Consider the following 19,509-nt stretch of genomic DNA (forward strand, 5'->3'; position numbering starts at 1 on the left):
TCAACTCCTACTAACCTACAAATATATCCTTTGATTCTAGCTTGTCCTCAAACAATGAATTTATAATATCTGTAACTATCTCCTTCTCATAGATATCAAAGGTCTTATTGACAAGCCCCATATTAAGGGCCTCTTTTATATCAAGCCCCTTCTTCATGATGTCTATGCTGGCAAATAAGCCTCTAAGGTCAACAGTCTTTGAAGATATCTCTGCATTTAGGGACTTGTTCTGTAGGTCCATAAATAGCTGAACAAATAGATCCCTATAACCATCCTTTAGGGCAAATTCATTCTTTAATATCATGTCAAAGTTCTCCCTGGTGATTGTAGGCATATCTACGACCATAAACCTAGATACTAAAGCCTCATTTAACTCCTTAGTACCTATATAGCCATAATTCATAGTACCTATAAACCTAGTAGCATCATCAAGCACTATCTTGTCATAGCCTGGTAGATCAATAGTCCTTCTGTAGTCAAGAGCTGAATATATAACTGCTAGAGAGTCGTTCTTTGCCATATTTATTTCATCAAAAACAGCAAAACCGCCCTCTGTAGCAGCCCTGTATACAGGCCCCTGTCTTAGGACTACTTCATTGTTTACAAAAGTATCAGTCCCCAAAAGACTTGATGCATCAGTCGTTATATTCATAGATACATTCCAAAGTGGTCTGGCAAACATCATTGCTAGATTTTCAGCCAAGACATTCTTACCTGTAGCCTTTGGACCACTCAGTAGTATATGGTAACCTGCAAGTAGGGCCCCTATAGACTTGGCAAGTACATCCTTACCATAATATTTATATTTCGGATTAGGTATCCTATCCTTAACTTCTTCATTTATCTTATAAAATTCTCTAAATTTCTCAAGTTCAAGTACCAGCTTATCTGGTACACCTTGTTCTAATAAAAATTCCTTCACTATTATCCCCTCAATCTTCATTTTTTATACAATAGCATATTACCCATCTTGCTGTGTTAATAAGCATTTTCATTAGTACTTTTAATCAACCAACCTATTGTAACATTAGATTTGCCAGTTGTAAACAATTCCACCCATATAGGATAAGGGATAATGAATGTGTAGACTTATTTTTATACTCTTTTAACTTAATTCTATCCTACACTTGGAGCTAGCATCCTTCTCGTCCAGGCTAACAACCAGCTTCATAGGTACTCTTGACTTTAACTCTTCAACATGGGATATAATGCCCACACTTAGGTTGTTGCTGTGGAGTTTTTCAAGACTTGTCATCACAGTATCCAAAAGTTCGCTATCTAGTGATCCAAATCCTTCATCCAAGAAGAAAAACTCTAATGGTGCGCTACCCTTTAGTTGGATTTGTGATGAAAGGGCTAGGGCTAGGGCCAGTGATACTAAGAAGGTTTCTCCCCCTGATAGGGTATCTGATGACCTTCTCATACCACCGTTGAAGTTGTCTCTGATGACAAACATATAGTCTGAATTTATTTCAATTGCATACCTTCCAGAAGTTATCCAGTCTAGTCTTTGTGAAGCGTCTAAGACTATGTTCTTTAGGTATATCTGTGAAAGGTACTCTACAAACTTATTGCCCTTTAATAATTTTTCAAGGTCTTTTACATCGTCCATCTTGAGTGAGTATACTTTTAGGTCCTTTTTCAATTGATTTACTAGGACCAGCCTCTCCTCTGTATCTTTTATCTTGATAGATAGGCCTGTTTCTTTTTCTTTTAGGGTCTCTAATTCATCCTGCACCTTGTTGTATTCAGCTTCTTTTTCTATTAGGTATTCTTTATCTAGCTTGTTTTCCCCGATTTTTATCCTAAGCTCTCCTATTTTCAGGTCTAGCTGGGTCTTTTTAGTCTTGTGGTCTTCTATTTCTAGCTTGACTGCTCTAATCTTGTCTAGGTCTGTATATTCCCTTTTCAGCTCTGTAATATCAACCTGGTCAGGATCTCCTATTAGGACCTCTAGACCTAGTTTTCCTATTCTCAAATTAAGACCTGAGTACAGGATATCCATCTGGTCTGTTTTTTCTACTATCAATTTATCATAATCCTGATTCTGTTGATATTTGAAATTTATATCTGTAACTATCCTAGTTGATTCTAGTTTGTAGTCTGATATTATCTTGTCTACTTGTGATTTTTCCTTCATCAAGTCCATGTAAGCCCTGTTCTTACCCTCTATAATATTTCTTTGGTCCTTGATATAGACTTCTAGTTCATATATTTCTTTTTGGTAGCCTTCTATATCTAGGTCCATTAGGTCTTTACTTAAGTTTTCCAATGTAGACTCTAACTTTTCTTTTCTTGAAGAGTAGGACTCTAGTAATCCTGTATTTTTACTGATTAAATGCCCTAGGTCATCACATTGCTTTTTCTTTTTTTCTAGGTTTTCTTGGTAGTAACTCTCTTCTTGTGACATATCATGGTCTATCCTAATTTGGCTAGGACTTTTAACCTCACTACCACATAGGGGACACTCACACTTGCCTTCATGGATAGAATCCAGCCATTCCTTTTTGAGGTCTTCTGCCATAGTCCTTAGTTTTGACTCCCTATTCAAGTCTTCAAACTCCCTTAACCTTGTCTCTTCAAGTTCTAGCCTAGCCTTGTCTTGCTTAATGGCATCTTTAGTATACACTATTTTTTGCCCTATAGACTTCAATTCATCAAGGGTCTCATTTAGGCTTTTTTGTTCTTGGATATTCTTTTGTAAAATTAGCTTTTTATTGTTTAAGTCATCGTTTAACCTATTTAATTGACCGCTATCCATAGTTTTTATAGACTCTGTTTTAGAAATTTTTGCATTGATTGTATCTAAGTCTTTAATTAGGTCTTCAAGCTTGCTTGCTATTGATTTTTGGCCACTCTCAAGGTCTGCTATCAGGTCTTTATTTTTAGCCAATTCTTTCCTAGCCCTATCAATATCTCTTTTTGTTGACCTGTATTCAAGTAGGTCTGGCATTATGCTTGTAACACTCATTGATATCTCAACTTTTTCTTCAAGTCCACCTATATAAGAATCCCTCTCCATCAAGGTCCTAGCTGTTTCCTCTAGCTTGTTCAGGCTTATCAAGTCACTTTCTAACTCTTTAAGGTCTTGAACTTGCTTTTTAAGTAGCTCAAAGCTCTTCTGACTAGAATCTTTCTTATTTATGAGTTCTTTTAGTTCTTCCCTTAGCTCACTTAGGACTTCCTTGCTGATATTTTCGTGTTGGGTCATTATAGCCTCAATACTTGTAATCTTGCTATCGAGGTCCTTTTTCTCTCTGGCAAGTTTTATACTCAGGCTGCTACCATATTCCTCTAGGCCAAATATCCTCTCAAGCATATTTCTCCTGTCCTTGCCACCTAGACTCAAAAATTCACTGAACTTTCCTTGGGGTAGGACAACTGATTTAAGAAAGTCGCCTTCTTCAAGTCCTAGTATAGATTTTATGCTCGTATTGACCTCTCCAACCTTGTCAGCTATAACTTGGTATTCACCAGATGAATCCTTGACCATCAACCTAACTGAATCACTGACGGAACTGAACTTGTCCTTGGATTCCTTCTTCTTAAATCTCCTGGTAATTTTGTAGTACCTTCTACTCTGGCCCATACCTAGCTCAAATTCAAAGTCTACAAGGGCCTTTTGCGAATTAGAATTTATAAAGTCCTTGCTTGACCTAGCTATATTACCGTAAAGGGCAAGGGTGATTGCATCTAGTATTGTAGATTTTCCGCTACCGGTATTGCCGAATATACCAAATAAGCCCCTAGAAGTGAGTTCCTCAAAGTCTATAAGCTGTTTTTTTGAATAGCTATTTATGCCGTCTATCTCCAACCTAATTGGCTTCATGGTCTTCCTCCCTTCCAAGCAAGCTAGAAAACAAGTCCACAAGACTCGCTCTAGGTTCCAAACCCTCATTTTCTTTTTTATAAAAGTCTACAAAATAGTCATTAATCCTAGACCTATCAAGGTCTATCAACTTCTCTTCTTCCTGGTCTATTTGAGATTTTATTATAGGTTTTATCTCTATTATATTCTTCATAAGTGACTTCATAGCCTTTATGGTATCCTGACTAATGGACTCCTCAGTCTCTATTTCAAAATATGAGAACACATCCTGGTCTTTCTTTTCTTGACATATGTCAAGGGCGTGGCTCACAGATTTTGCCCTGTATACCTCAATATTCTTGTAGTTGTTGATATATACCCTATCGACCTCTGCCTCTGATCCAGCCTCAATATCAACTATATATACAGATTTTGCAGAATCCCTCTCAGACTTGGAATACTGGATGGGACTGCCTGAATAGTAGGCATTGTAGGTCTTTGACATCCTCTGTGGCTTGTGGATATGACCAAGGGCAGTATACTGTGACTCCCTTGGTAGCTGGTCCTTTTCAACTAATAGACCACCCCCAAGCTCTATCCTCCTCTCAGAATCAGTTATAGAGCTGCCCACCACAAATATATGGGACATAGCAATATTTATCTCACCATCCCTGTAATTTTCCTCTAGGCTCCTAAACAAGTGGCCGACCTTATTTGAGTAAGAAGTCTGCATATCCTCCTTGTCCAGATAATTCTCAAATGCATGGTTGAGCCTCGACTCACTAGGATAGGGAATACTTATTATATTGGCTATCTCGTCCCTTATTTTTATCTTTGTAAATCCCTCTTTTGCCTCTAGTATCTCAAATCCGTCATATACAGCCTCACTTGCCTTTGACATTGGGTAGCCCAGTATCACAATCCCCATTCTAGCCGCCATTGAATTGATGGCTTCAAGCCTATCTGGATTGTCGTGGTTACCTGCTATTACCATAACACATCTCTTGCCATTTTCAGCCAGCTTAACCAAGGTATCGTAGAACAAGTTCTCAGCCCTAGCTGGTGGGTTGTAGGTATCGTATACATCTCCAGCCAAAAGAACTAGGTCTATATCTCTTTTTCTCACTATATCGACTAGGTCTAGGCAAAATTTTTCCTGTTCCTCAATCCTTGAAAAACCCTCCAAACTCTTTCCCAAGTGCCAGTCTGATGTATGTAAAATCTTCATATTACCTCCTCTATCCTAACATTCAAGTAGCCTGCCAGCACTGAACATATATAGGTACTTTTTGACAACCTTCTTACCAGATATATCTTCTATGGCCCTCTTGTATAGGTCAAGTTGGACCTTGTATCTATCTATTAAGTCTTGGTCTGACCTATCACCAACATAATCTGTCTTGTAATCTAATAGGATTATATCTCCATCTTTGTTCTCATAGAACAAGTCAATTATTCCGACCATCATCATGGATTCGTCATCCATTATCCCCTGGTCCTTGTATATATCCTTCATCTTGATATTATAATTGATAGCAGTTTCCTTGTATAGGTCACCCCTCTTGTCAGCCTCTAATATATCTAGGTATATATTTGACCTTATAAATCTCACTATCCATGATACATTTACCGTATCTGCCTCTTGTCTTAAAAGGATATTCTTGTCCACCATGGAGTCAATCTGCCTGACAATCTCTTCTCTTATAGGTCTATCATTTTCATTGCTAAGACCAATCATATCTAGACTCATCTGCTGGTAGGCTACTAGGTCTTCAAATGCCTTAAAATCTATCAACTGCATCACAAGGTGGAATATTGTACCCCTCTCATTTGCCTTGTAATCGTGCTTTATAGGTTCACTCGCTGATGATTTACTATCATGAATAAAACTAGGAGACTTAAGATCATTTGATGGGATAGTCTTGTATAGTTTGTCGTGCATTTGGTCATTTTTCTCCTGGGCCATGAGCTTCTTGATATCCGTAACAGATATACTAGAAGGCTTGGAAGCACTAGACTTGAACCTATAGTCAAAATTCAGTATCTCATTTATCATGTCCTTGTCTAGTGGTCTCTTATCATCTTGTGATTTTTCACAAGACATTAATTTTTTATCGTCTATTAAATCTGCATGATCTATTAATATTTTATCGTCTATTAATTCTACATGATCTATTAATTCTTTACCATATTTTGTTTTTTTAATCTCTACTGAATCAAGATTTTCCATTTCTATAACTTCCAAATCTTTTAACTTATCCAGGTATTTTTTAGAAACATCATACTTGTCGGTAAATTTTATAATCCATTTACAATCCTTATAGCCCTGGTACTTGGCCACACAAGACCTAACATCTAAGCAGTCTTGTCTTTTTTCAAGATTTACAATAGTAGGCATTATCCAGTCCATATAGGTCATTGATTTAAGTATGGAGCCAGGGTCTATATTTCCGTCCAAGTCTCTATAGGTATTTTTCCAAGCTTCAAGATTCTTGTCTATGTCCTTTAGGCAGCCTGTAAATATTAGTTTTTCCTTGGCCCTAGTCATGGCAACATAGAGCATCCTCATCTCTTCTGACTTTACTGCCCTTTGCTTGGCCTTTTTTAATATAGTCATAGCAGTCGTATTGTAGAATATTTTTTTGTTTATATCTATATACTTTGGTCCATAGCCTAGTTTGTGGTCAAGGTCGACCACACTAGTATCTCCCCTTAGGTTAAAATTCTTATCCATATTTGCAACTATTACAATTGGAAATTCCAAGCCCTTAGACTTATGTATGGTCATTATCCTCACAAGGTCAGCATCTTCTGAAAGTAGACTTGCCTCTTTAGGTTCACTTGAAGTCATCTTGAGCCTCTCTATATAGTGAAGGAAATTAAATAGCCCTTTGTGTGAGCCTGCCTCGTATTTTTTTGCTTTTTCATGGAGCAAAATAAGGTTGGCCTGTCTTTTTTCTCCCATAGCTAGACCTTCAAGATACCTGTAATATCCAGTATCCTTGTATAACTTCCACATAAATTGGTCTATAGGCAGTAAAAAAGCATCCTGCCTGTATTTTTCTAGCCTATCTAAAAACTCAGTCAGCTTAACTACTAGGTCCTTGTCATCGCTAGTCTCTATAAATGTCTTGATAGCTTGATAATAGCTAGACTCCTTATCAGCCAGCCTAATCCTAGCTAGTTCTTGGTCTGTATAGTTGAAAATAGGAGACCTCATAGTAGCTATCAGGGCTATATCTTGGATAGGATTGTCTATTACCTTCAGTAGATTTATAATAGTCGTCACCTCTATTGTAGAAAAATATCCTCCACCTGACTCACTATAGGCTGGTATGTCCCTCTTTATAAGCATATCCTCAAGTATATTGGCCCTATTTTTCGTAGACCTAAATAAAACAACTATATCCTTGTACTTAACCGGCCTATAATCATCTTTCTCCTTGTCATACACCACATACCTAGATTTTTCAGGACTTGGGTTTACTATATCATCTATGATATTGGATATTTCCATGGCTTCAAACCTAAATTTTTCCATGTCCTTTATGTCTTCTATATCCTGCTCATCTAGACCCTTTGTTTTAATATCCAGCAGACTTTGACCTAGGTCTTTGCTATCTATATCTTTTGTATCAAGTATATGGACTTCTACAGGGCCCCCTACATGGCTATTTTCAATATTATTTTCCTTAAAAGTTGCACCTGGATTTAGCCTTTCTTCATCTGTATAATCTATATCCCCTGTCTTTGATGTCATTATCTCCTTAAAGACATGGTTGGATGCTTCAAGGATTTCTTTTCTACTCCTGAAGTTTTTGTAAAGGAGGATTTTTCTATCCCTCATACTTGGTGGTTGGCTTTCCATTTTTAAACCTGTCTGAACACTACTATCTTTTGACCCTGTTTGAACATCATCTTCATAGATATCGTAGGTCTTATACTTGCCCATAAATATCTCTGGCATGGCCTGTCTGAACATATATATACTCTGTTTGACATCACCCACCATAAACCTATTTGGTCTATCCTTTCTTGATACCATATCAAGTATTGTCTCTTGGACTAGGTTGCTATCCTGGTATTCATCGGTAAAAATTTCTTGATACCTCTCTTGGTAGGACCTCGCTATATCCGAAGCTACTATTCTTCCGTCATCGTCTGTGCTTGTAAGTATATCAAGGGCAAAGTGTTCAACATCAGAAAACTCGACTATGGATTTTTGTAGTTTTTTTCCCTTGTAATATGCCCTAAATTCCCTAACAAGGTCTGATAAGGCCTTCATATGTGGATATACTAGTTCATTTTCCCTTTCGATAACCTTCTTATCGATCCTAAGATCGTCAAGAATAGATTTTACAGATTTTTTGATAGCGTCAAATGTATCCTTCAGGGTCTTGTAGTCTTCTTTGTATTCTTTCTTTATCTTGGGTGCAATACCACTTGTATTTATATAGGAAGTCTTTAGCATATTCATAATAGAGCCTAAGGCTTCATCCACCTTGCTACTAGGGTCACCCTCCTTATTTTTATATTCTAAATACTCTCCCATTTTTTGAATCATAACTTCAATTTTAGACCTATAGTCAGCCATAAAATCATAGTGCTTTTCATATCCTGGAATCTCAGCTAGGTCTCTTAGGACTTCTCTTAATTGTAGATTCAAGCTATTAAGTCCTATACTAGCTTCCTCAATCTGAGGTATTATCATTGAATCTATATAGTCATCCTTGTTCGGACTTACTGGATTAAATCTTTCTGCAGCCTCATCAAGCCACAAGTCTGGGTAGGGGGTTGAATCAACAAAATTACTAATTGTAAACACCAGGTCTATCAGATTATTATCATTTGTCCTTGTATTATAAGTATCTACAAGATTCAGGAATTTTTCATCAGCTTCTTGATATTTTTTCTCAAAAAAATCCTCTATAGTCTCATTTCTCAAAATCTCTATCTCTGCTGTATCGCCTATTCTAACAGAAGGGTCTAGGTCAATAGCATGGAAGTTAGTCCTCATAACACTATTGCAAAATGAGTCTATTGTCGTTATGTCTGCCTTGTTAAGTAACATCCTCTGCCTCTGAAGTCTCGTGTTATCCGGGTCTAAGGCAAGTTCTTTTTCTATAGCAAGACCAACCCTTTCTCGCATTTCCCTTGCAGCAGCCTTGGTAAAGGTAACCACCAACAACCTATCTATATCCACTGGATTTACAGGGTCTAGTATCAGCCTTATTATTCTCTCTATCAATACCGCAGTCTTACCAGATCCAGCAGCTGCTGCAACTAGTAAATTGGCATTTCTATGCCTTATTACTGACTCCTGGTCCTTGGTCCACTTATTTGCCATTGTCCTCTTCCTCCTTTCTACTATTAAAATTGTATAGGGTCATCCTATTTATTATATCCTCTTCTTTTCTTATCCTCCTATATTCGTCCTCTTCAAACTGACATATAGCCCTGTACTCGCAGTAGTCACAGCCAGTCCTACCATCCGTCTTGTAGGGTCTTACATCTATATTTCCCTTGTATATCTGACCTGCAATCTCTTCAGACTTCTTTACTACATACCTAGATATAATGTCAAACTCTTCCTCATCATAACCCTTCATTTTCTTTGGAAAGCTTCCATTAGTATTTAATTTAATAGGCAGTATATCTGATTTCATACCGGTATTATCTTCAAATCCCGTATCCATAATCTTGTATATATCAACATCCTTGACTACTATACCCATCAGCTTATTTTCCCTTAATATTTCAGGGGCTTCACTCGCTACCAAATCATCTAAATCACCTATATCAGACAGCTTTACTTGTGGACTCTTTACCCTGCTATAGAGTAGGGCCGCCGGTTTTAACTTTATTCCTGGTCTAGTAAACTCTGACCTTTTTGAATAAAGGATGGCATTCATATACATAAATAGCTGTAGCTGTAGACCTGCCTCAACCATCTCTAAATCGACATCATGGCTGGACAACTTGTAGTCAACTATACTTATATATTCTGTATTGGTTTCTTGGTCAATATAGCTATCGACCCTGTCTATCTTACCATTGACAAGACCCTCCCTAGCCCCATCAATATTGAGCCTGATAGGTTCAAGTTCAGACTTTATTCCAAAAGTAACTTCTAACCCCTTAGGTCTTAGCTTGCCACCCCTGACCTGCTTGCCTATTGCATCTATGGAATCCACTAGGGTCCTATTTAGCCTTCTTACCATATACCTGTATTTTTCGGATGTATTGAGTATATAGCTAGACCTAGCATCTAGTATTCTAGCCCCCAAAACTTCCACCTCTCTATTGATATATGATAGGTCAACATCAGCCCAACTGATATCATTGGACCTAATCCTCCTAAGAAATAGTTCCAAGACCTTGTGGTAGTAATTACCGGCATCCATAGGACTAAATTCATACACATCCCTCGGCCTTGCCCTTAGTCCATACCTAGCAAAATACGAATAAGGACATGAGGAGAACTTCTCTAGCTTGGAAACACTAAATATAGGTGCCCCGTATATAAGGTCGGCTATATCGATGCTTATTTTAGGTGTCTTATCTTGACTGAAATCTATCTCCCTATCTCCAAGCTTAAATCCAATATCGTATACCTGGTCAGATAGGTCCTCTTCACCTATCTGAGGAAATATCTTCTTTATCTTATTCACAAGGCTAGATGCCATCATACTATTACCTTCTACGTCTCCCTTTGGATAGGTAACATAGAGCCTTTCTCTAGCTGTAGACATAGCCCTATAGACAAGAAATTCCTCATCATACATCTTGCTGACAATATCAGAGTCGAACTTCACACCCTTCTCAAGTAGGTTGGACTTGTCCATCTCAGTTATAAGACTTGTGTCGCTCACCATCTTAGGGAATACACCCTCATTTGTCCCAATCAAAATTAGGACCCTAGTATCCGGATTTTTCATCCTGTCTACACCAGTTATAAATACCTGGTCTCTTGAAGGAGGAATAATCCCCAGCTCATGACCTTGGAATTGAAGGTCCAAGAACTTGATATACCTCTCTATACCTATTACTTCATCACCCATAAATTCAACCATCTCATCTAGAACATCTACAAATATATTCCATGCCTGAGAATACTCCCTAGCCCTGTAGTTGTCTTCTTTTCTTTCAAAAGTTTCAACTAGGTCTACTATTTTCTTGTCTAGGCCTATATCTAAGGTAAATTCATACAGGTAACTTGATATATCCCTTAGGGTGTTTTTTCCCTTTAGCTTTTCATTTAACCTTATTATAGGCTCCATAACAAGGTCCTTTATCTTGTTTATCCTATCCTGTACTTCAATATCTACAGGATTATCTTCTACACTATGGACTACAGGAAGGTCCCATCTATCCTCAAACCACTTCTTGCCCCTGATTCCATTTGCTAAAACATAGTTTTCTAACAAGGCTATATCATCGCCATCTAGGTCCAAAATTCCTGATTTTAGGTAGGTAAACATGGACTTGTATGAGTAGTTTGTATTTTTCATATCTAAAATCGACAGTATAAAGACTAATACAGGGTTGGACTGGGCACTTATCTTGTCATCCAAAAAGTAGTTTATCTTGTAATCATCAAAAATAGACTTGGTAATATGGGCATAAGAATCAATATCTCTTGTAGCCACCATAATTTGCCCAAACCTATAGCCCTTGTTTTTTACAAGATCAAGTATTACTGAAGCTATATATTCAACTTCCCTGTGCCTGTTTTCAAAGGAGCTTATTTTAATACCGAACTTGTCTATACTTAATTCGTCATCGTTTGAATTATCTATATTTAATTTGTTATTGCCAAACTCTTCTATACTTAATTCGTCATTGCTTGACTTGATAGTATCCCCTGTATATATCTTTGGATTGAAAAACCTTATTTCACTCTCTAAAAACCTAAGTTCATCTTTTTTATAGTATTCCTCATCATCAACCCTGATATCCTCAAGCCTCTTGACCTTATTGTCTATGCAAAACTTATTTATCTTCATGATAGTAGAGTTTGTCTTAGCAAATACCCCCCTATAAGAATTTATATTCCTCATATCTGTCATAAGGGAAATATATATTTTTTTTGATAAGAGTATCAATTTTTCTATTACTAGGTACTGAACAGGTGTAAAACCTGTAAATTCATCTATAAATATACTGGCACCATCAAGCGGTTCATAGGATCCTATCAATCTTGAAAACAATACAGTACCATCCTCTGAATCCATATATTTATCCTGCATTAGGTCCTCGTAGGCTCCGTATATCCTTGATATATCATCCAACTTACTGGCCAATGCCCTATCATCCACCTTACTTGATAGGCTATTTATATAGTCTACATCCATGTCATTTTGCTTAAACTCAATCACAAGATCGAGTAACTTGGCTACAAGTCCCAAGTCATTTAGGGATGGTCTGAAGGTCTTTAGATCTTTCTCAGACTTTTCTAGAGCCCTGTATACTAGCATGGTCCTAGCAGATCTGGATATCTTTTTTTCCTTTAGACCAGACACATTTGTAAATACTATATTGCTAAGTGTAGAAAAGCTGACTACCCTTATCCTAAAATTTGGGTCATCTTGACTAAGTAGTCTTTGGCTCAACTTCTTTTCCATCTCATATGTGTACTTTTCCGGTACCAATATATATATCGGTTTTTTTGATTTGGATTTAGCCTCTTCAAAGGCTAGGTCTAAGACCTTTTTGGTTCTATCAGCGGGCATCCTACCCCATATAAATCCAAGTGCCATACCTATCTCCTATCTATAATCTTATTTATAATCTTATTTATAATATCATTTATAATATCATTTATAATTCAGAATATAATTTAACCTAGAAATTGTATTTTAATATATAGTTTCTATCTATAATATATAATTACTATACGATTCTTCATCTCTTATCTCTTCAATCATGCTCCATATCTTTTCATGATTTTTTTGGTGCAGGTCTTCTGTATATACCAACTTGATATTATTATCATAAGTCGGTTGGTAGTAGTGCATGACCATATTAGAAAAGTCAATCTCACGTCCTAGGGTCTCCTTACACACATACATATATACACAGGTCTGCATCTTTGTCTGGGCATCTATCTGACTCATTCTCTTTCTTTCAGTCTTCCAGTCCCATATATCTATCTTATATAGTTTATTATCCTTGTATATCTCAACCAAGAGGTCTAGCATTATCACTATCTGACCCTTGTACTCTATTTCAAGCTCCGGCCTAAAAATTACATCCTTGCCAAAGTGCCTTTGGTAGGCATTTTTTATCTTCCTAATTTTTTCAAGCTTTGGGTAGTCCTCAAGTGATTTGGCTAGTGGATCTCCCTTTAATAGGGGCAGGTCCATAAACATCCTCTGACATAATAGGTGAAAGTCCCTACCATAGGACATATTTTCCTCGTACAACCTGTCCTTTTCACTTGAATCTGTCCAAAACACTCCATTTATATACTTCTCTACAAACTCATCCCTATTCCTAATCCAGGTATTTAGCATATTCTGACTAAAAATAAGGTGGTCTAGCCTATATTTCAATTGGTCTCTTGATATAGATATCTTATTTTGCCCCAAAATAGTCATTACTTACCTCCCTTAATCCTATTATCAGATATGTATTTTGATAAAATATCAAAAAAATATGAGTTCTTTTTCTTAAAATAGTAGTTCATGGACTCATTGAACTTAGACCTTGAGTTGAGGATCACAAGACCTCTTTTGGCCCTAGTAATGGCAACATACAAGAGCCTAGTCCTCTCACCTATAATCTCCGTCTTCAATTCCTTCTCATAATAGCCTATTTTCTTGCAAGACTTATTGACTATATCATCAATTTCCTTATTGACAAAGGCCTCAGGATACTTAAATCCTTCTCTCAGGTACTTTCTATCAATCCTAAAGTAGTCATTTACACTAGATGGGAAATCATTTGAACTCACACCACATACTATGACCAAGTCCCACTCCATGCCCTTTGACTTGTGCATTGTAGATATACTAATACTTCCAGCTTCGACCTCATGCTCACCTATATCGTATATACTTGCCACCAAGGTCTCAAATATCCTAGTGTTCCTAGGTGCCATTGCTATTGATATCCTGTTTAAGTCTGCTGATTCATATGTTTTTAACTTGCTTAAGTAAAAGGCCAGATAGTCTATAAGGCTTTTCTCTTGGCTGCTAATATTTAGGCTATCACCTATCAACTTTATAAGGCCGTATATATCTACCTTTGAATATTCCAAGACAGACCTTATCCTAGCCCTATCTTCTGCTAATTTTTTTACAAAAGGCTTTTCTATTAAGTTCTCCAAGAGCTGCTTGGCCCTTGTAGCTAGGTCATCAAAATAGAGGTCATCATAAAAATACCTCTCAGTATCTATTTTATCAAATAATTTTTCTAGCCTCTCATGCTCAATATCAGATAGCTCATATGTATCCGCCCTATCTATGTAGGCTTCAAATAACATCTGCTTGAATATATCATAGTCGCTAGGGTCTATTATAAAGTCTACAACTAGCTTTATCTTATATATTATCTTCATATTTTCTTGGGAATCATTGCCTATTTTTTCATAGGGGATATCCTCAGAGTCCAACTTCTTGGCCAGGTCATTGACATCAAAATTTGAAAAATATAGGACCCCTATTGAATAATTTGGAAACTTTTCCCTTGTGTACTTGATAGTTGATACTACATATGCCATCTCCTGGTTAAAATCATCAAGGCTCTTAGAATTTATGCTATAGGACCTTGTTACAGGATTTTCCTTATAGCCCTTGTCCTTTTCAACTTCTTCTATATAGATTTCTTCAAGCCCACCATAGTAGTCCTTGGTCATATCCGATTTGACTATTTCAACTAGCTTGTTGGCTGTATTTATGATGTCTTTTGAACTTCGACCAGCCATATTCATTGTATAGGACTTGTCCGCCCTCTTACAAAAATCCACAAAAAATTTAGGGTTGGACCCAGCAAAGGTAGTCGTGATACTCTGGTTTACATCACCTACTCTTACTAGGTTCATTTTTGCACTGACCATATCATTTTCTGATATAGACCTGCTCACATTTCTTGATATTATCTCTATTATCTTGCCTTGAATCTCATTGGAGTCCTGGCACTCATCCTCAAATACATAGGCATACCTCTCTTGGTAGTAGGCAGCAACCTCTGAATCAGACTCAAGTATCTTATAGGCCATGACCAATATATCATCATAGTCTATATAGGCGTTACTCCTTAGTTTTTCCTGGTATAGGTTAAATATAGGCGATATAATTGTCATTATTCCCTTGTAATCAGGCTCATTGACTATATTCTTAAGGTCAATATCGTCAATACCAGAATACTTTAGGAGTTTGATAGAATTTAAAACCATAAAGGTAAATTCCTTATACCACCTGTCTACCTTGTCCTCATTATTTCTAAAGCCCTTTTCCATAAAGCTCAATATCTTATTAGAATTATTATCCTGACTCTCATATTCTTCAATGGCAGAATTTATCAAAAGTGACTTTTTATAGTCATCTATAATTTCCGTTTCCTCACTTACAAAGGCTATATCCGTATTTTCCTTTATTATTTTCATGGCTAAAGAATGGATAGTCATTACCTCAAACCTAGACTTTGGAAGGTCTTTGTCAGAAAGTATCCCCCTTATCCTAGACTTGAAGTTATTTACGGCACTATTCATATAGGTAAGAACCAGTATTTTCCCGTCCCTATTTTCATTTTCCATATCTTCAATTAACTGGGCTACCAAGTTGGTTATTATAAAGGTCTTGCCCGCTCCCGGAACAGCCTGTATACCCATTGAACCAGACTTGTACCTCATTATCTTCTTTTGGTCTTTTCTATAGTTAATAGACATATTCCACCCCCACTAAAAAATCCTGTCCATAAGTTTTTTATAAAACATATTCTCTTGCTCATACCCATTTATGGCAGTATCCGAAGTCATAATATATACGTTTTTGTACTTTGAAAGAACTCTATCTATTTCTAGGTCTATAGAATACTCCATAAGGTCCTTGTAAAACAAGCTTATATTGTCTTTTGTGATATTAGACAATATAGAATCATCAAAAAATCCAATCTGGCTATAAATTGAATCCTCTAAAACTGGATCATATCTCTTAGAGCTTGCGTCGAATACTATTAGGTGGTTCCTTTTAGTGTCAAGACTCTTTAAATCTTCTTTTGTCATAAGCAATATAGATGGCATCGCCATATTTTCTAGTTTTACCTTGCTAGAAGAATAATAGGAAATAGCCTGCCTCATATAATTATACTTGGACTCGTCATCTACCAAATCTCCAAGCTCCTCAATCAGGTCTGTCATCTTGGCTACCATACTTATAGACTCAGGTGTTTGATTTACATACTTTTTATAGAAATTCTTTACAAACTCCGAGTCAGACATCCTATACTCATAGCTAAACTCAGCCTCAGCTATACTTTCTTCAATCCTATCTATGCTTATAAGACTTGGATCATCACCGTCATCTATGCTATCTAGGTCCAATACAGGTGACATATTATTCCTTATGTTGTTTCTTACTTCTTTTAGGTATTTTTCCATATTTTTCCTAAGGTCTATATAGTTCTTGTCCTTGTAGACCACAGTCAATAGTTCAATCTTTTCTTCATCAGATAAGATATACTCACAGTCCTTGTAAATAGCTAGTGCTGCTAGGCATACCACAGCTTCCAGGTTTGAACCAAAATTTTTGGATACTGCTATTGGTCTAATGTCTAAGGTTGGACTAATGTCTATATCCATAGATATTATATCCTCATTAAGACTTGGAACCACTATAGCTATATCATCCTGACTTATACCCTTGTCATTTTTTAGGCTATAAATCAAGTTGATCAGGCCATTTTTCATATCTTGATAACTAGAGTAGTCATGGTTTTGAATGATATTCCTAGTCTTACCTTCAATCCTATCATCTTTATTTATTTTATTACTTCTAAATTTTTCAGATATAGAATTATCACTCACTATATTTTTACCTATAGCCTTCAAATTGTCCGGATAATTCGCACTATCCAAAAGTCCACAAAAATTCTCATATATCATAGGTCTGTCATAAATATTATTTTTATTTAGGATAGACCTGTACTCTATAATTAAATTGTTTAGGTCGTTGTAGGTCTGGTCAGTTTTTTTCCCTCTTTTGAACCTAGCAATTCTTTTTGATATAGCATCAACTGGTATCTGATTTTGAACTGACATTTCCATTATTTTATAGGCAGTTCTTGCAATACTTATACTAGTAGAATTAATTGTATTAAAGTAGGCATCAAATACCCTCCTATCATCAATTATCTTCTTTAGTAGGCAAAGAGAACCATCAAGAGATATCACTTTAGGTCTTATACCATCACCTACAAGAGGCCAGTAGATGTCCACTTGATCAATTATATAAGAATCATAGGATGAAAATACCACCGACATAGACCAGTCGCATGACCTTTGTGAGTAATACTTTTCCTTTTCTATTAAACTTTCGATATTTTTCTTATATAGGTTAATATTTTTCATATCTATTGTCCTCTCTTTGCTACTTGTGTTGCTTATATTATATCATATACTTCTATTATTATTTTACATATAGTATCTTGATTTATCTTATCGACTTTTCTAAAATAAAAAAGACGATAAAATTTTACTTGTATCGTCTTTTTTGAGTATATAATTGTATATAACTTAAAAATTCTTTTTTAATTATAATTTGAAAATTGTTTTTTTCTTATAACTTAAAAATTCTTTTTTAATTATAACTTAAAAATTCTTTTTTTCATCATAACTGTTAAATTGGTCGCTTTTAAACTGTTTTTTCGTATTAATCAGTTGTATCAAGATCTAGGGTTATCCTAACCTCATAATCCCTGTATTTTTCCATGACCCTAATCTTCATCTCTTCAAGTATTTCTTCCTTGTTGACACAGTCAAAGTCCATTATTAGGTCAAAGTTTATTACCTTGTTTTCGCTATCTAAATGAAAACCATGCATCTGGAGAATATGTTCTCTAGACATAACCATCTTGGTAATGCTGTGCTTGATCTCTTGAGCCATATCATCAGTTGTATTTATAGAATATATACCTATAGCCGCCATCAATATTCCGTACTCGTTCAATATCCTATCTGCTATTTTTCTCTCTATATCATCTATCATACCAGCATTCCAATAATCAGGTATCTCGATATGGGCAGATCCAATTACCATCTCTGGACCATAGTTATTTATTATAAGGTCATATACACCTTCAACACCTTCAAATTCCATTATTGTACGCTTAATTGAGTCAGTAAGTTCTCTTTCAGGTCTTTCTCCAACAATATTACTAGATGCCTCCATTATAGAATCTACACCAGCTTTTATAACTACAAAAGATATACCTAAGGCTAGCCATGATTCTATACCCACACCTCTGAACATATATATTAGACCAGCAATTATTGTCGCTGTAGATATAACTGCATCCATCTTCGCATCAACACCCGAAGCCTTTAAGGAATCAGAGTTCAGTTCAATACCCTTTTTTTGAGTATAATTTCCCAGGAATATCTTTACAACTACAGCCAACAACATTATACCTAAAATCATATTTGTATAGCTAGGCTTTGTAGGATTTATTATCTTCTTTATAGACTCTATACTAGCTGCAACACCAGCATATAAGACTATTACTGCAACTACCATACCTGCTATATATTCTATTCTTCCATGACCCATAGGATGCTTTTTATCTGGTTTCCTATTTGCTATCAAGGTCCCTATAATTGTAACTACAGATGAAAGTGAATCAGTTAGGTTGTTGATACCGTCCATAGTAATAGCTATAGATCCGGATATAAATCCAAGCCCAACCTTAGTTCCCGATAGTATTAGATTTGCTATTATACCTATTATACCTGTTTTTATTATTTGCCTTTGACGACTTTCTATTTCCATTGCTTACTACCACCCCTATATATTTTTTCATTCCTTTAATTTTACACTTTTTAGATTTAATTTACAAGAATATTATCCCCATTATAGGCTTTGTTTACATACATTTAACATATCTTGTATGATTAAAAATACCCTTTCAAATATATCAAATAATATTAACTATGTAAAAAAGAGTCTAGACAAAATCTAGACTCTAATCACGTGGCTACGTCCTAACCTCCCAGGCGGCTTCCCACCAAGTACTTTCAGCGCTAAAGAGCTTAACTTCTGTGTTCGGAATGGGAACAGGTGTATCCTCCTTGCTATAGTAACCACATTATTTAATTAAAGGTTTGTACCCTCAAAACTGAATATTTAATGAGCCTTTCGGCTAGACCTAATCCTTACTCAAACATCTTTTTTGGTCAAGTCCTCGATCTATTAGTATCAGTAAGCTACATACATTGCTGCACTTACACCTCTGACCTATCAACCAGATAGTCTTCCTGGGATCTTAACCTTGCGGTGGGAAATCTTATCTTGAAGTTGGCTTCGCGCTTAGATGCTTTCAGCGCTTATCCTTTCCATACATAGCTACCCAGCCATGCCCTTGGCAGAACAACTGGTACACCAGAGGTATGTCCATCCCGGTCCTCTCGTACTAAGGACAGATCTCCTCAAATTTCCTACGCCTGCGACGGATAGGGACCGAACTGTCTCACGACGTTCTGAACC

General features: G+C 36.3%; 9 protein-coding genes and 2 rRNA genes. All 11 read right to left on the reverse strand.

What is annotated here, in order from left to right; genetic code table 11:
• Positions 1-10 precede the first annotated feature (10 nt).
• Positions 11-922, reverse strand: a complete 912-nt coding sequence (locus F823_RS0104305) for an AAA family ATPase (RefSeq protein ID WP_002843108.1) — start codon at positions 920-922, stop codon at positions 11-13.
• A gap of 183 nt (positions 923-1,105) precedes the next feature.
• Entirely contained in the window at positions 1,106-3,829 is a 2,724-nt protein-coding gene (locus tag F823_RS0104310; RefSeq protein ID WP_019595420.1) for an AAA family ATPase, read from the reverse strand.
• Positions 3,816-5,036 (reverse strand): metallophosphoesterase family protein, encoded by a 1,221-nt coding sequence (locus F823_RS0104315; protein WP_002843135.1) that lies wholly within the window; start codon positions 5,034-5,036, stop codon positions 3,816-3,818. The genes F823_RS0104310 and F823_RS0104315 overlap by 14 nt, the downstream gene beginning before the upstream one ends.
• A 15-nt stretch (positions 5,037-5,051) precedes the next feature.
• Positions 5,052-9,155, reverse strand: a complete 4,104-nt coding sequence (gene addA / locus F823_RS0104320) for a helicase-exonuclease AddAB subunit AddA (RefSeq protein ID WP_002845283.1) — start codon at positions 9,153-9,155, stop codon at positions 5,052-5,054.
• Positions 9,145-12,567 (reverse strand): PD-(D/E)XK nuclease family protein, encoded by a 3,423-nt coding sequence (locus tag F823_RS0104325; protein ID WP_002845284.1) that lies wholly within the window; start codon positions 12,565-12,567, stop codon positions 9,145-9,147. Before F823_RS0104325 ends, addA begins: the two co-directional genes overlap by 11 nt.
• Positions 12,568-12,684: 117 nt before the next feature.
• Positions 12,685-13,407, reverse strand: coding sequence for a PD-(D/E)XK nuclease family protein (locus F823_RS0104330; protein WP_002845285.1), 723 nt, complete (start codon positions 13,405-13,407; stop codon positions 12,685-12,687).
• A complete protein-coding gene (locus F823_RS0104335) occupies positions 13,407-15,698 on the reverse strand; it encodes an ATP-dependent helicase (RefSeq protein ID WP_002845286.1) in 2,292 nt (763 codons plus the stop codon). Before F823_RS0104335 ends, F823_RS0104330 begins: the two co-directional genes overlap by 1 nt.
• Positions 15,699-15,710: 12 nt before the next feature.
• Entirely contained in the window at positions 15,711-17,378 is a 1,668-nt protein-coding gene (locus F823_RS0104340; protein WP_002845287.1) for a hypothetical protein, read from the reverse strand.
• A gap of 301 nt (positions 17,379-17,679) precedes the next feature.
• The gene (locus tag F823_RS0104345) at positions 17,680-18,795 is read right to left on the reverse strand and encodes a cation diffusion facilitator family transporter (RefSeq protein ID WP_002845288.1); all 1,116 of its coding nucleotides are present in this window, start codon (positions 18,793-18,795) and stop codon (positions 17,680-17,682) included.
• 199 nt (positions 18,796-18,994) lie between these two features.
• A 5S ribosomal RNA gene (gene rrf / locus F823_RS0104350) occupies positions 18,995-19,111 on the reverse strand.
• Positions 19,112-19,195: 84 nt separating this feature from the next.
• Positions 19,196-19,509 (reverse strand): 23S ribosomal RNA (locus F823_RS0104355); the annotation flags it as partial.

The sequence above is a fragment of the Peptostreptococcus anaerobius VPI 4330 = DSM 2949 genome (genome assembly GCF_000381525.1).
GTDB classification, from domain to species: Bacteria; Bacillota; Clostridia; order Peptostreptococcales; family Peptostreptococcaceae; genus Peptostreptococcus; species Peptostreptococcus anaerobius.

What these genes read in the sequence shown, in the direction of transcription:
- F823_RS0104310 (WP_019595420.1), bottom strand. Translation starts at nt 3,829, where the DNA reads ATGAAGCCAATTAGGTTGGAGATAGACGGCATAAATAGCTATTCAAAA.
- F823_RS0104315 (WP_002843135.1), bottom strand. Translation starts at nt 5,036, where the DNA reads ATGAAGATTTTACATACATCAGACTGGCACTTGGGAAAGAGTTTGGAG.
- addA (WP_002845283.1), bottom strand. Translation starts at nt 9,155, where the DNA reads ATGGCAAATAAGTGGACCAAGGACCAGGAGTCAGTAATAAGGCATAGA.
- F823_RS0104325 (WP_002845284.1), bottom strand. Translation starts at nt 12,567, where the DNA reads ATGGCACTTGGATTTATATGGGGTAGGATGCCCGCTGATAGAACCAAA.
- F823_RS0104330 (WP_002845285.1), bottom strand. Translation starts at nt 13,407, where the DNA reads ATGACTATTTTGGGGCAAAATAAGATATCTATATCAAGAGACCAATTG.
- F823_RS0104335 (WP_002845286.1), bottom strand. Translation starts at nt 15,698, where the DNA reads ATGTCTATTAACTATAGAAAAGACCAAAAGAAGATAATGAGGTACAAG.
- F823_RS0104340 (WP_002845287.1), bottom strand. Translation starts at nt 17,378, where the DNA reads ATGAAAAATATTAACCTATATAAGAAAAATATCGAAAGTTTAATAGAA.
- F823_RS0104345 (WP_002845288.1), bottom strand. Translation starts at nt 18,795, where the DNA reads ATGGAAATAGAAAGTCGTCAAAGGCAAATAATAAAAACAGGTATAATA.